Below are 14111 nucleotides of genomic sequence, written 5' to 3'. Positions count from 1 at the left end.
CGCTTTCACGTTTCGGTCTGGAACACTGCGCGTTCGTTCCGTCGACGGACGAAATGCAGTGCGGGCGGTCAGTCGTTCGTTACCCGGCCTGTCGTCGGGGCGACGCTCGTGAGGGCACCGACCGGCGCGTCGGTCCGACCGCGGGCGCGTTCGATTCCGTCCTCGCCGGCGGCGATGAGCGCGAAGACGCCGGCGACGTCGGCTTCGGCGGTGTGAGCGATGTCCAACAGGAGTTCCTGCGTCTCGCCCGAACGGATGAGGTCGTCGACGACCAGCACCGACTCGCCAGGGTCGATGGCCGAGGCGGGCAGGTAGTAGGTGAGTTCGATCCCCGACTGCAGTCGCTGGCGGGCCTCGATGAACTCCTCGACGGCAGTCTCCTTGCTCTTTTTCGCGTAGGCACAGCGGACCCCGTAGTAACTCGCGAGCGCCGCCGCGAGCGTGATCCCGTCGGTCGCGGCGGTGAGAACGACGTCCGGTCGATCGAAGTCGAACCCGTTGGCCACGACTGGAGCGGCCAAGTCGAGGAACGGCTGGTCGAAGACAGTCGCGCTGTTGTCGACGTACCCCTCGTCGTCGACGGCGATTCGTGCGTCGAGTTCCGCCGCCAGCGCCTCCCGGCCGAGGTCCTCGACGACCTCGCGCGCGCGATCGGTACCGGGGAGAACGTGCCCGTTGACGTAGCGGTTGAGATCGCCCGCCGGAAGCCCGGTCGTCTCGGCGAGTTCGTCGTAGGTCCGGGTCTCCTTTAACATCCGCAGTACGTCGACGGCCCGCAGCTGGAGGGCCGCCTTCTCGGCTCTGTTCATACAGATATGCATGATTCCGTAACTATGGGTATTACGATCGGCTCCGAATCGAGAAACAGGCACGAACGTGGAGTCATCCCGAGCCTGTGGCGGATAGACGTCGGCCGTCAATCGGTGGGAGAAAGTGAACCGATCCGCGTCGATGCGGTCGTCGAGGCCGTTACTGCAGGAAGTCCGGTTCCGTCCGCTGCTCGTCGCGCTCGGCCTCGAGATGGTCGCGGAACTCCTCGATCTCGACGTCGTACTCCTGGTCCTCGAAACGGTCGCGGACCGAGATGTTGCCGTCTTCTTCCTCGTTGTCGCCAACGATGATCTGGTACGGAACCCGATCGTCGTGGGCCGCGCGGATCTTCCGCTCGAGGGTGGAGTCGCGGCCGTCGACCTCGACGCGGAAGTCATCGAACTCGTTTGCCACGCGGTGGGCGTAGCCGAGGTTGTCGTCGGAGATCGGCAGCACGCGGACCTGTTCGGGCGCGAGCCACAGCGGGAATCGGCCCTCGTAGTGCTCGATGAGCATCATGAAGAACCGCTCGTAGCTGCCGTAGAGCGCGCGGTGGATCATGACCGGCCGGTGTTCCTCGTTGTCCTCGCCGACGTAGTTCAGGTCGAACCGCTCGGGCATGTTGAAGTCCAGTTGGACCGTCGGCCCGTCCCACGAGCGGCCGATGGCGTCCTCGAACGCGAAGTCGATCTTCGGCCCGTAGAACGCGCCGTCGCCCTCCTCGATCTCGTAGTCGTGGGCGCGGTTCTCGAGGACGTTCTCGAGTTGCTCCTCGGCGCGGTCCCAGATCTCGTCGCTGCCGACGGACTTCTCGGGACGGGTCGCAAGCGCCATCTCGTAGTCGAGGTCGAACGTCTCGAGGACGTCCGTGATCATGTCCATGATCTCCTCGACCTCCTGTCTGATCTGGTCGGGCCGGATGAACAGGTGGCCGTCGTCGATGGTGAAGGCCCAGACCCGCGAGAGCCCCGAGAGTTCGCCGCGCTGCTCTTTTCGATAGACCTTGCCGTTCTCGGCGTAGCGGATCGGCAGGTCCCGATAGCTCCAGGAGTGGTCCTGGAAGATGGCGGCGTGGCCGGGACAGTTCATCGGCTTCAGGCCGAACTCGTCGTCGCCGACGTCGAAGATGAACATGTCGTCCTGATAGTTCTCGTAGTGGCCCGACCGGTGCCACAGATCCGTCTTGAAGACGTGAGGCGTCTCGACGTAGTCGTAACCCGCGTCCTCGTTGAGATCCTTGACGAACGCCTCGAGTTCCGAGAGGACGGTCTTCCCGGCGGGATGATACAGCGGCAGTCCGGGGCCGGTCACGTCCTGGATCGAGAACAGGTCCATCTCGTTGCCGATGCGACGGTGGTCCCGCTTCTCGGCCTCGCGCTTGCGCTCTAAGAAGTCCTCGAGGTCGCTCTCGTCCTCGAAGGCCGTGCCGTAGATGCGGGTCTGCATGGTGTTGTCCTCGTCGCCGCGCCAGTAGGCCCCGGCGATCTCGAGCAGTTCGACGACGCCGATCTCGCCGGTCGAGTCGACGTGGGGGCCGGCACAGAGGTCCTCCCACTCGCCCTGTTTGTAGAACGTGACGGTGTCGTTCTCGTCGGCGAACTCGGAGAGCAACTCGAGCTTGTAGGGCTCGCCCGCGAGGCGCTGCTCGGCCTCGTCGATCGAGACGACCTCGCGCTCGATGTCGTAGTCCTCGTCGATGATCGCCTCGATCTCGGCCTCGAGGCCGGCGAGGTCCTCCTCGTCGACGTCGAGGTCGTCGAAGTCGTAGTAGAAGCCCTCGTCCGTCGGCGGGCCGATCGCGAGTTTGACCGTGTCCTCGTCGTACAGGCGCTCGACCGCCTGCGCGAGACAGTGGGCCGCGGAGTGGCGCATGACCTCGAGGTACTCCTCGCTCCCGTCCGTGATGATCTCGAGTTCGGCACCGTCGTAGGCCGGTTCCTCCTTGGCGACGAGGTCGCCGTCGAGTTTGCCGGCGACGGTGTCGCTGCCGAGGCCGGGGCCGATCTCGTACGCACAATCCTCGACGGTGGCGTCGGCGTCGACCTCGAGTTCGGAGCCGTCGGGCAGTACGACCGTTATCCGTTCCTGTGACTGGGAATCTGATTCTGACATGGGTGTAGCTGGTGTGGGTGTTGTAACTGCGTGGAAAACGCCGGTGGCGTGTCCGTCGACGGGCGAGCCAGTCCCACCGTCTGCTGGTCGTTCAGGGCCGACACAACAAACGGTAGGTGTGAGTTAGAAGCGGGCATGAGCCCGGCGTGTAAAACGGACACCTACCATCGTGGCTACGCGTAGTCTCGAGTGGGGTAAAAGCGTTGTGATGGTGTGCGATGTGGCCGTTCGGATCCGGAACCGAATCGGGCGGAGATGCAGGTTCCGTGGCGGTCAACGAACCTCACATTGCGCTCGCGACTGGCCGGGCACTACTATAGACCCACGGGAACCGGTACTCGTTTTTCCCTTCCCATTGACGATGGGATATGCGCGCCAAGGCCGTCCTTTTCGACTTCGACAACACGCTCTATCCCTACGCGCCGTGCAATCGGGCGGGGAAAGACGCCGCTCGAGCGGCCGCGCGGGAACTGGGCTACGAGTTCGATCGCGGGGGGTTCGAGGCGTTCTATCAGACGGGCCGGCGGGCGATAAAGCGCGAAGTGCCCGGCACGGCGGCATCTCACGATCGGTACCTCTACTTCAAACGCGCGCTCGAGCGCCACACCGGCCGACCGAAGCCGACCGAGGCGCTCGCGCTCGGCGAGGCCTACTGGAGGGCGTATATCGATGCGATGGAACTCTTGCCGGACGTCGAGGCGACCCTCGAATCGTTGCGAGACCGAGGGATCGATGTCGGGGTCGTCACGAACTTCACGGCGCGAACCCAGCTCGAGAAACTCGAGGCGGTGGGGCTCGGTGACGATCTCGACCTGCTGGTGACCTCCGAGGAGACGGGCCGCGAGAAACCCGGCTCGGTCATGTTCACGCTGGCGCTGTCGCGCCTCGATCGTCGCCCGTCCGAGGCGGTGATGGTGGGCGACAACGTCGAGGCCGATATCGTCGGGGCCAACGCGGTCGGCCTCGAGACGGTGCTGTTCAGCGCCGACGGTGACGACCCCGACGGGCCGCTCGAGGGCGACCGAGAACCGGACCATCGGATCGATTCGGTCGCGGCCCTGCCGGAGGTGGTGCTATGATCCTCGAGTCCGAACGCCAGGCGGTGGTCGAGTCCGCACCGGAACTCGCGGGGCTGACGCCCGGGCGAACGGGCAATTTGAGCGTTCGTGACAGCGAGCGCGGCGACGCCTTCGCGATCACGCCAACCGGCGTCCCCTACGATGGTTTCGGCGTCGAGGACGTCCCGGTCGTCGCGACCGACGGCGAACAGCGCAACGGCGCGATGGCCCCGAGCAGCGAGGTGCCGATGCACGCCGCGATCTACCGCCGCGAGGACGTCGGCGCGATCGTCCACACCCACTCGCCGTGGGCGACGACGCTGGCCGTCGCTCGCGAGCTGCTGCCGCCGATCCACTACATGATCGTCGCCGTCGGCAAGCGCGTCCCCGTCGCCGAGTACGCGCCCTACGGGACCGACGAACTCGCAGCGAACATCGTCCAGGCGATGGACGAGGCCGAGGCGACCGCGACGCTCGTCGAAAACCACGGCCTCGTCGTCACGGCGTCGGACATAGAGACCGCGCTCGAAAACACGCATCACGTCGAGAGCCTCGCCCGGTTGTACCTCCAGACCCGCGCGGCCGGCCTCGAGCCGACCACGCTTTCGGACGCGCAACTCGAGACGGTCCTCGAGCAGTTCGAGTCCTACGGGCAGTAGCTGTCGATCCCTGACGAGTTCACTGCGAGTCGAGCAGGTCGCTCGCGGTCACCAGCGCCTCCATCTCGACCCCGGCGTCTTCGACGTTCTCGCGGCCGCCCTCCTCTCGGTCGACGACGACCAGCGCGCGCTCGACGGTCGCGCCCGCCTCCCGCAGCGCCTCGACGGCTTCCACGAGGCTCGTCCCCGTCGTCACGATGTCCTCGACGACGACAACCTCCTCGCCGTCCTCGAGGCGGCCCTCGACGAGGTTGGCCGTCCCGTACTCTTTGCGCTGCTTGCGCGCGATGACGTAGGGGACGCCGGCCGCGACGCTGGTCGCCGCGGCGAGGGGGACGCCGCCGAGGGCGACGCCGCCGAGTTTGTCGTCGGGTGCGAGTCGCTCGGCGAAGGCCTCGCTGATGGCCTCGAGACAGTCCGGCTCGGTCTCGAAGAGGTACTTGTCGACGTAGTACTCGCTGGTGCCGCCGTGGGAGAGTTCGAACTCGCCGAACTGCACGGCGTCGGCCGCCCGCAGGGCGTCGATGAGGTCCTGGTTCGTCATGCTCGAGAGGGCGCGCCGGACCGAAATAAGCGGTGTGGAACGCAGTCGGCGGACGCTCGAGCGAGGTCAATCCCCGCGATCGCCGGGCAGCAGCGGGTTCCCGGCTGCCGCTGCAGGTAGGTTTTTGTTCTCCGAGGGAAGTGTGCCCTATAATGACATCATCCAGAGCCGACGAGCCGCATCCGGACGTGCAGGCGTTCCTCGAACTCTACGAGTCGCTGGACACCCCCGAGTTCAGCGAGATCTCGCCCGAGGAGGCCCGCCGGAACTTCGAGGAGATGCGCGTCACTGACGAGCCCGATATCGAACTCGAGTCCGTCGAAGATCACACGATCGACGGGCCACACGGCGACCTCGTCGTCCGGAGCTACGACCCCGGCACCCAGGGCGAGGACCGGCCGCTGCTCCTGTACTTCCACGGGGGTGGGTGGGTCGTCGGAAGCGTCGACACTCACGACGGCGTCTGCAGGAAACTGGCCGACGACACCGGGTACCCCGTCGTTAGCGTCGACTACGGGCTCGCACCGGACCACCCCTTCCCCGAAGGACTCCAAGACTGTTACGCCGCCCTCGAGTGGGTCGCCGAGAAAGCCGACGAACTCCGTGCTGATCCGGACAGGGTCATCGTGGGCGGCGACAGCGCCGGCGGCGGCCTCGCGGCGGGACTGTCGCTGCTCGTCCGGGATCAGGGCGGCCCCGACATTGCCTATCAGCTGCTGATCTACCCCAGCGTCGGCGACGCGCCCGCGACCGAAGCCTACGAGGAGAACAAAGAGGGCTATTTCCTCACCGAAGCGGACATGGAGTGGTTCCGGGGCCACTACTTCGAGACCGAGATCGATATGGGGAATATCTACGCTTTCCCCCTGTTCGCGGCCGACCTCTCGGGGCTACCGCCCGCGACGGTCCTCACCGCCGGCTTCGACCCGCTTCGCGACGTCGGTGCGAACTATGCCGACCGACTCGAGGACGCGGGCGTCCCCGTCGAGTACCACAACTACGACGACATGATCCACGGGTTCTTCAGCATGATCTCCGATCCCATCGACCTCGATCGCGCCCACGAGGCCTACGAGGCGGCCGTCGCGGACATGCGGGCGGAACTGGAGTAAGCGGCCGCGAACGCTCGGTTTCGCCGCCGTTCGCTCGAAGCCCTCCAGCGCCGTCACTCGAGCGAGCGCTCGACGACCGAGACGCCCTCGAGCGCCGCCAGTTCCTCGAGGACGCCCGCGAGGTGGTCGGGGCCGCTGCCCGCGAGGCCGATCGTCACGGGCGTCCGGTTGGGCTCGTCGACGGCGGTCCGGCGGGCGCGCTCGAGGACGTCGAGTTCGGCCCCTTCGGATTCGACCGTCTCGACCACGTCGCCGACCGCCGTCGGCCAGCCCGCGAGCGCGAGTCTGGCCTCGGCGTAGCGCCCGAGTTCGTGGAGGCCGGTCCGAGTCAGTTCGGCGTGGTCGGTGAGATCGACGTTGCCACCCGAGACGACGATCGCAACGCGGTCGCCCTCGAGGTCGAGATCGTCCGAGAGCGCGGCGGCAAGCGGTGTGGCCCCGGCGGCCTCGGCGACGGTCTTGGCCCGTTCGGCGAGCAGGGTCACGGCGGCGGCGATCTCCCGGTCGCTCACGCTGATCACGTCGTCGACGACCTCGCGGGCGATCTCGAAGGTCGTCTCGAGCATGCGCGCGTCGGCGATCCCCTCCGCGACGGTGTCGACCGTCTCGAGCCGGCGGATCTCGCCGGCCTCGAGCGAGGGCTTGGCGTGGGCAGCCCCCTCGGGCTGGACGCCGATCACCCGCGTCTCGGGGTCGGTGGCCTTCAGTACCGTGCCGATGCCCCCGATGAGCCCGCCCCCGCCGATCGACACGAGGACGGTGTCGATCTCGGGGAACTGCTCGCGCAACTCGAGGCCGATCGTCCCCTGTCCGGCGACGACGGCCTCGTCGTCGAAGGGGTGGACGAACGTCGCGCCCGTCTCACCGGCCCGCTCGAGGGCGTACTCGTAGGAGCGTTCGTAGATGTCGCCCTCGACGACGACCTCCGCTCCGTAGCCGCGGGTGGCCTCGATCTTCGCGGCGGGGGTGATCTCGGGGACGACGATCGTCGTCTCGATCCCGAGCAGGTCGCCCGCCAGCGCCACGCCCTGGGCATGATTACCCGCGCTCGCGGTGATGACCCCCGCCTCGCGTTCCGCGGCCGAGAGCTGTGCCATCCGGTTGTACGCCCCGCGGATCTTGAACGAGCCGGTCCGCTGGACGGTCTCGAGTTTGAGTCCGACCGACGCCGCCCCGCTCATCTCGGCGAATGTCCGGGAGGTGTCAAGCGGCGTCCGATGGACGACGTCGCCGATGCGCTCGCGGGCGGCTTCGACGTCCGCGAGCGTGACCGGGGGGTCGTCCGCCCCGCTTGCCGCGTCGCCCCCGTTCATTCACCGGCCTCCGCGCTCGCATCGTCGGCCGGCGTCGCGTCCCCCGCGTCGACCTGTGGGACCGGATGGCGGGCCTCGAGTTCCCGAATCGTCCCGACCAGCACGTCGACGCCGTGCTGGAGGCTCCGCTCGTCGACGTCGAAGGTCGGCGTGTGGTGGCTGGTGGGATGGTCGGTGCCGACGATCATGTACGTCGCCAGCCCACCGTCTTCCTGAACTCGTTCCATCAGGAAGGTCGCGTCCTCGCTCGCGCCGAAGTCGGCGGCCGGCACCACGTGGTCGACGCCCGCAATGCCGCCGGCGACCTCGCTCACCAGCGCCTGCAGTTCGGGGTCGCTGTCGGCCCGGGGCGACTCGCTGACGACCTCGACGTCGGCCCGGCAGCCGTGCATCTTCGCCGCGGACCGCATCGTCCGCTCGAGGCGGCGTTTCATGTACTCCATCAACTCGGTGGTCTCGCCGCGGGCCTCGGCTTCCATGTGGGCGCGTTCGGCGATGACGTTACTCGCGGTGCCGGCCTCGGCCTTGCCGACGTTCACCCGCGTCATCCCGTCGCTGTGGCGGGGGATCCCGTAGGCGTTGACGATCCCGGCACCCATGGCGTGCATGGCGTTTGCCCCCTCGTTCGGGGCCTTGCCCGCGTGCGCGGAGGTCCCCTCGATCGTCACGTCGACGTGACACATCGCCAGCGGCTTCTCGATCCCGGCGATCACCTCGCCCGTGGGGTGGTCGAGTCCGACGTGGACCGCGAGCAGGTAGTCCAGGTCGTCGGCGAACTCGCTTTTGGCCATCGGACAGCCGCCGCCGCCGGTCTCCTCGGCCGGTTGGAAGAAGACCACCAGTCGGCCGGCAAAGTCGCTCTCGGCGATGGCCTCGAGGACGGCCAGCCCCCAGGTCATGTGGGCGTCGTGGCCGCAGGCGTGCATCGTGCCCTCGATCTCCGAGCGAAAGCCCTCGTCGACGGGGTCGTGATCCGGGTCGGTCGATTCCTCGATGAACAGCCCGTCGATGTCGACGCGCAGCCCGATCGCCGGTCCCTCGCCGCGCTCGAGGACCGCGACGGCCCCCGTATTGCCGCCGGTCATGCGCTCTAAGAGGGCCTCGTCCGCGCCGCGCTCGCGGGCGCGCTCGACCCACGGCTCGAGGTCGGCGTCGGGGACGGCCATTCGGTCGGCGGGGTCGTAGGCGTCGGGGCCGACGGCCAGTTCGTCGACGCCGATACCCCTGATCTCCTCGACGAGGCGGGCCGTGGTGAGGAACTCGCGCCACGCGGGCTCGGGGTGGCGGTGGAAGCTGCGACGAACCGTCACGAGTCGGTCCTGGATCGGCTCGGTCATGCGAGAGGCTGACGCGCCCCAGGGACTTAATTATACACAGTGAGTGTTTACGACGACTACACAAAAAGGATAAGGGAGTCGATGACGATCGTCGGACAATGAGTCCGGAGCCGGACGTCGTCGTTCTCCGCGAGGGAACGGAAGGGCTGTCGATGGAATCGTACGCCGAGCGACTGCGCGAGCGACTGCCGGATCACACCGTCGCGCTCGCACGCACGCCGAAAGAAGAACATGAACTGATCCCGCAGGCCCGAGTCGTGACCGGGATCTCGATCGACGAGGCGCTCCTCGAGCGGGCCGACCGGCTCGAGCTGTTCGCGTGTACCTTCGCCGGCACCGATCACGTGCCGATGGATGCGCTGGCCGACCGCGGCGTGACCGTGACGAACGCCGGCGGCATCCACGCCCCCGGGATCGCCGAGCAGACGATCGGGAACATGCTCGTATTCGCCCGCCGGCTCCACGAGGGGTGGCGGCGCAAGGAAAACGGCGAGTGGCGACATTTCCAGTCCCACGAGTTCACGGACAGCACCGTCACGGTCGTCGGGCTGGGCTCGATCGGACAGGCGGTCGTCCAACGCCTCGAGGGGTTCGAGGTCGAGACGATCGGGATCCGCTACACCCCGGAGAAGGGCGGGCCGACCGACGAGGTACTCGGGTTCGACGAGGACGACGTCCACGAGGCCTTCTCGCGGAGCGACTACGTCGTGCTGGCGTGCCCGCTCAACGACCTGACCCGCGGGCTCGTCGGCGAGGCGGAACTGGCGACGCTGCCCCCGAACGCCGTGATCGTCAACGCGGCCCGCGGTGGCATCGTCGACACCGACGCGTTGCTTTCGGCGCTACAGTCCGAGGGGATCCGCGGGGCGGCACTGGACGTCACCGACCCCGAGCCGCTGCCGGCCGACCACCCGCTGTGGGACCTCGAGAACTGTCTCATTACGCCCCACACCGGCGGTCACACGCCTAAACACTGGGACCGGCTGGCCGACATCGTCGCCGGCAACCTCGAGGCCCTCGCATCCGGCGGCGAGATCGAAAACGCCGTGTTGCGGCCGGATTCGAGCGAGTGACCGGTCAGTCGTCCTCGGCGCGGTCGTCAGTCGTCTCGAACGGGACCGTCGGGGCCGCTCCGTCCGGCCGAGTCGACTCACCGAACCCGGCGCTTAGGACGTGAGCCAGCGTTTCGTCGACGCGTTCGTCGGTCTCCGTGACGCGGTCGGGATCGGCCTCGACGACGAACCCGGAGGAGATGTTCGGCGCGGTCGGAATAAAGAGGACGGGCCGTCCGTCGGGAGTCGTGTGGCCGGTCTTGAACGCGGGTACCTCGACGCCGTTCCAGTTCTCGACTCTGACCGGTTCCTGCAGCGCCTGTTCCTCGCCGAACGTGGTTTCGGCGGCGACTTTCGATGCGTTGTAGATGACGCGCAACCCCGGAACACGGTTCGCGGCGTGGTCGACGCCTCGCGTGAAGAGATCACCGACCGTCGTTCGGGTCAGAAAGCCGACGACGACCGTCACGAGACAGAACAACGCCAGCGGAACGATCGCCTGCGAGACGCCGACGGCGACCGTGCGAGTCTGCTCGTGAGCGATCAGCCCTGTTAACAGGGCGTCGGTCGGCACCGGCGGCGTAATACCGGCTATCAGCGCGTAGACGCGGTACAGGACATACAGCGTGACGAGTATCGGACCGATAACGATCAGTCCGCTCGCGAACTCGCGCTTCCACGCCATTGTCGGAGTATGTGATCGGCGGGACATGAGCGCTTCCCTTCGCAACCGCGCTCGGCCGGGAGTCGCCAGTCCGGCCCGCCGCTGGCGACCGGGCCGACTACGGCCAGAGCCCGCGCGTCTCCTTCGCTTCGGCGATCCGGGACAGCGCGACCACGTAAGCGGCGTCGCGCCACGTCAGCCCCTCGGCGTCGACGACGTCGCGGACATCGGTCCAGGCCTCGAGCATGTGGTCCTCGAGTTCCTCGTTGACCCGTTCGAGGGACCACTGGCGGCGGTTGATGTCCTGGAGCCACTCGAAGTAGGAGACGGTGACGCCGCCGGCGTTCGCGAGGATGTCAGGGATCACCGGCACGTCCCGCTCCTCGAGGATGGCGTCGGCGGCGAAGGTAGTCGGCCCGTTGGCCCCTTCGACGACGATGTCCGCGGCGATCGCGTCGGCGTTGTCGGCGGTGATGACGTTGCCGACCGCGGCCGGGATCAGGACGTCGACATCGAGTTCGAGCAGTTCCTCGTTCGTGAGCTGACGGACGCTATCGTCGCCCTCGAGGCCGTTCGCGAAGCTGGTGACCGCTTCGGGTTCCTCGTGGTGGGAGGGAATCGCCTCGACGTCGAGCCCGTCGGGGTCGTAGACCGCGCTGTTGACGTCGGAGACGGCGACGATCGACGCGCCCCACTCGTGGAGCAGGCGGGCGGCGTTGGCACCGACGCTGCCGAAGCCCTGAACGGCGACCGTGGTCTCGGAGGCCTCCCGATCGTAGTACTGGATCGCCTCGCGAGCGGCGATGGCAGTCGAGCGGCCGGGGGCCTCCTCGCGGCCGTAGGAGCCGCCGATAACCGGCGGTTTCCCGGTGACGACGCCGGGGATGGTCTCGCCCTGTTGCATCGAGTAGGCGTCCATGAACCAGGCCATCGTCTGGGCGTCGGTCCCCATGTCGGGCGCGGGGACGTCCTTCGTCGGCCCGACGGCATCGCGCAGTTCCTCGGCGAACCGGCGGGTGAGTCGCTCGGTCTCGTCGTCAGTCAAGGACTTTGGATCGACGGCGATTCCGCCTTTCCCGCCGCCGAAGGGCAGGTCCATCACCGCACACTTCCAGGTCATCCACATCGAGAGCCCGGTACACTCCTCCGCGCTGACCTCGGGGTGGTAGCGCAGGCCGCCCTTGTAGGGGCCGCGGACGTCGTCGTGCTGGGCTCGGTAACCGGTAAAGACCTCGACGGTCCCGTCATCGCGCTCTAAGGGGACCGATACCTGCTGGACCCGTGTCGGGTGTTTCAGTCGCTCGACGACGCCGGGGTCGACGTCGACGTGGGTCGCGGCCCGCTCGAGCTGGCGACGCGCGGTGACAAGCGCCGAGGCGGGTTCGTCCGTTGATTCGTTTTCCGTCGCGGGTGATGAGGTAGTCATCAATATGCTAGTCGTATCGAAGACAGTAGTATGGTTGGCGTTCCATGGTCGGTGTGGATCGCGTTACGTCGTGAATAACTCCCGTGGGAAGTCGGCCAGTGTCTCCGCGCCCGTACTCGTGACGCGGAACGTCTCGCTGATCTCCATCCCGATCTCGTCGGTCCAGATGCCGGGAATCATGTGGAAGGTCATGTCCTCCTCGAGGACGGTCTCGTCGCCGGGACGGATACTCGCGGTGTGTTCGCCCCAGTCCGGCGGGTAGCCCAGTCCCATCGAGTAGCCGATCCGGTCCTCCTTCTCGAGGCCGTACTGGGCGATGGTCTCGCGCCAGGCCTTTTCGACCGCCTCGCAGGTGACGCCGGGTTCGACGGTGTCGAGCGCGGCCTCGATCCCTTCGACGACGATGTCGGCGGTCTCCTGGAGTTCCGCGGGCGGGTCGCCGACGAACGTCGTTCGGGCAAGCGGGGAGTGATACCGATGGCGGCAACCGGAGAGTTCGATGATGACCGGATCGCCGTCCTCGAACTCGCGGTCGGTCCAGGTCAGATGCGGCGTCCCGGTGTGGTCGCCCGAGGGCATCAGCGGGACGATCGAGGGGTAGTCGCCGCCGTACTCCTCGGTGCCGGTAATGAGTTGTTCGTAGATCGCGGCCGCGGCCTCGTACTCCGGAACCCCCTCCTCGATGACGTCCAGCCCCGCCCACATCGCGTTCTCCGAAATGCGGGCGGCCTCGCGCATGTACTCGAGTTCTTGCTCGGACTTCTTGATGCGCACCCACCCCACGAGGAGCGTCGCGTCCTCGAACTCGGCCTCGGGGAGGTTTTGCTGCAGGCGGGTGTAGGACTTCGCGGTGAAGTAGGCCGCGTCCATCTCGAGGCCGATCCGGCCGTCCGCGACCTCGAGTTCCTCGAGGACGCCCGCGACGAAGTCCATCGGGTGGAGGTCGTGGGGCGAGTGGACGTGATCGTCGCTGTAGGCGCGGATGCTGTCGTCGCCGAGGTGGGTCGTCGCCCGCGCGCCGCCACCGTCCATGTCGCGGCCGATCCAGACCGGTTCGTCGCGGTCGGGCGTGACAACGACGGCTTGATGGACGTAGAACGACCAGCCGTCGTAGCCGGTCAGGTAGTTCATGTTCGCCGGATCGGCGACGACGATGGCGTCGAGATCCTCCTCGCGCAACCGCTCTTTGGTCCGTTCGACCCGTCGCTCGTATTCGGCCTCGTCGAAAATATGCTCTCGTGGCATGGTAACAGGACCTCTACGAAGAGCATCGGCGAGTAGTAATAAAATCTTTTCGTGTATAGTAGGTACAGATACTGTTTACTATGTGGGCGGCTCGGGCGGGCAGCGACGGACCGGACCGTCGGCCACAGCCGGCTCGAGGGCGAGGGAGCCGTCTCGAACCGGTCGGCCCGTCCGATCGAACCACCGCCGATTAAGACACGTCGGCTCCTTCCGGCCGATATGGCAGTACTCGAGACGCTCGTGATCGCGTTCTGGGCGATGTTGCCCGCGTACGTCCCCAACAACGCCGCGGTGTTGGCCGGCGGCGGCCGTCCGATCGACGGCGGCCGGACCTGGGGCGACAAGCGGGTACTCGGCGACGGAAAGACCTGGCGCGGGACGGCGATGGGCGTCGCGGCGGGCCTCGCGCTCGCGGCCGTCCTCACCGTCGTCGAGCCGACCGTTAGCGATTCGCTCGGCTTCGACGTACCCGCGTTCACCCCGCTCGCGGCCCTCGGCCTCGCCGGCGGCGCGATGCTCGGTGACATCCTCGCCTCCTTTCTCAAACGCCGGACGGGCCGCCAGCGCGGCGCGATGTTCCCCGGCCTCGACCAGTTGGACTTCGTCGTCGTCTCCCTGCCGCTCGTGGCGCTGCTCGACTTCGGGTGGTTTTCCACCTGGTTCACGCTCGAGGTCGTCCTCGTCGTCGTCGTCCTCACCCCGATCCTGCACGTGACGACGAACATGGCGGCGTACAAACTCGAGTTAAAGAACGAACCGTGGTAATCGAGCCGCAGTAG

13 protein-coding genes are annotated in these 14111 nt (G+C 67.2%); 5 read left to right on the top strand and 8 right to left on the bottom strand.

The window, feature by feature from the left end:
- Positions 1-68 precede the first annotated feature (68 nt).
- Positions 69-809, bottom strand: a complete 741-nt coding sequence (locus NATPE_RS03845) for a phosphoribosyltransferase family protein (RefSeq protein ID WP_006180102.1) — start codon at positions 807-809, stop codon at positions 69-71.
- Positions 810-969: 160 nt separating this feature from the next.
- Complete coding sequence (thrS, locus tag NATPE_RS03840) at positions 970-2922, bottom strand: threonine--tRNA ligase (RefSeq protein ID WP_006180103.1); 1953 nt, start codon at positions 2920-2922, stop codon at positions 970-972.
- A 368-nt stretch (positions 2923-3290) separates the two neighbouring features.
- On the opposite strand from thrS, the gene NATPE_RS03835 reads away from it, so the two are divergent.
- Both NATPE_RS03835 and NATPE_RS03830 read left to right on the top strand, forming a co-directional pair.
- Positions 3291-4001 carry an HAD family hydrolase gene (locus NATPE_RS03835; RefSeq protein ID WP_006180104.1) on the top strand — a complete coding sequence of 237 codons (711 nt, stop codon included), beginning with the start codon at positions 3291-3293 and terminating at the stop codon, positions 3999-4001.
- Positions 3998-4639, top strand: a complete 642-nt coding sequence (locus NATPE_RS03830; RefSeq protein WP_006180105.1) for a class II aldolase/adducin family protein — start codon at positions 3998-4000, stop codon at positions 4637-4639. Before NATPE_RS03835 ends, NATPE_RS03830 begins: the two co-directional genes overlap by 4 nt.
- Positions 4640-4658: 19 nt before the next feature.
- Here the strand turns inward: NATPE_RS03830 and pyrE are convergent, their stop codons facing one another.
- Positions 4659-5183 (bottom strand): orotate phosphoribosyltransferase, encoded by a 525-nt coding sequence (pyrE, locus tag NATPE_RS03825; protein WP_006180106.1) that lies wholly within the window; start codon positions 5181-5183, stop codon positions 4659-4661.
- A gap of 152 nt (positions 5184-5335) precedes the next feature.
- On the opposite strand from pyrE, the gene NATPE_RS03820 reads away from it, so the two are divergent.
- Positions 5336-6295, top strand: coding sequence for an alpha/beta hydrolase (locus NATPE_RS03820; protein WP_015298750.1), 960 nt, complete (start codon positions 5336-5338; stop codon positions 6293-6295).
- Between the two features lie 53 nt (positions 6296-6348).
- On the opposite strand, the gene ilvA is transcribed toward NATPE_RS03820, so the two are convergent.
- The gene (gene ilvA / locus NATPE_RS03815) at positions 6349-7608 is read right to left on the bottom strand and encodes a threonine ammonia-lyase (RefSeq protein WP_006180108.1); all 1260 of its coding nucleotides are present in this window, start codon (positions 7606-7608) and stop codon (positions 6349-6351) included.
- Positions 7605-8945 (bottom strand): amidohydrolase, encoded by a 1341-nt coding sequence (locus NATPE_RS03810; protein WP_006180109.1) that lies wholly within the window; start codon positions 8943-8945, stop codon positions 7605-7607. Before NATPE_RS03810 ends, ilvA begins: the two co-directional genes overlap by 4 nt.
- Before the next feature lie 98 nt (positions 8946-9043).
- On the opposite strand from NATPE_RS03810, the gene NATPE_RS03805 reads away from it, so the two are divergent.
- Positions 9044-10018, top strand: coding sequence for an NAD(P)-dependent oxidoreductase (locus tag NATPE_RS03805; RefSeq protein WP_006180110.1), 975 nt, complete (start codon positions 9044-9046; stop codon positions 10016-10018).
- A 4-nt stretch (positions 10019-10022) separates the two neighbouring features.
- Here the strand turns inward: NATPE_RS03805 and NATPE_RS03800 are convergent, their stop codons facing one another.
- From NATPE_RS03800 to NATPE_RS03790, 3 genes are all read right to left on the bottom strand, one after another.
- Positions 10023-10682 (bottom strand): DUF502 domain-containing protein, encoded by a 660-nt coding sequence (locus NATPE_RS03800; RefSeq protein ID WP_006180111.1) that lies wholly within the window; start codon positions 10680-10682, stop codon positions 10023-10025.
- 97 nt (positions 10683-10779) lie between these two features.
- On the bottom strand, positions 10780-12087 hold the full coding sequence (gdhB, locus tag NATPE_RS03795; protein WP_006180112.1) for a glutamate dehydrogenase GdhB: 1308 nt from the start codon (positions 12085-12087) through the stop codon (positions 10780-10782).
- 63 nt (positions 12088-12150) lie between these two features.
- Positions 12151-13332, bottom strand: coding sequence for a M24 family metallopeptidase (locus NATPE_RS03790; protein WP_006180113.1), 1182 nt, complete (start codon positions 13330-13332; stop codon positions 12151-12153).
- Positions 13333-13551: 219 nt separating this feature from the next.
- On the opposite strand from NATPE_RS03790, the gene NATPE_RS03785 reads away from it, so the two are divergent.
- Positions 13552-14097 (top strand): CDP-2,3-bis-(O-geranylgeranyl)-sn-glycerol synthase, encoded by a 546-nt coding sequence (locus NATPE_RS03785; RefSeq protein WP_006180114.1) that lies wholly within the window; start codon positions 13552-13554, stop codon positions 14095-14097.
- The last annotated feature ends 14 nt before the right edge of the window (positions 14098-14111 follow it).

The organism is Natrinema pellirubrum DSM 15624, from assembly GCF_000230735.2.
GTDB classification, from domain to species: domain Archaea; phylum Halobacteriota; class Halobacteria; order Halobacteriales; family Natrialbaceae; genus Natrinema; species Natrinema pellirubrum.
Note: the sequence above shows the minus strand (reverse complement) of the source record. Positions and strands in the feature narration are given on the sequence as shown.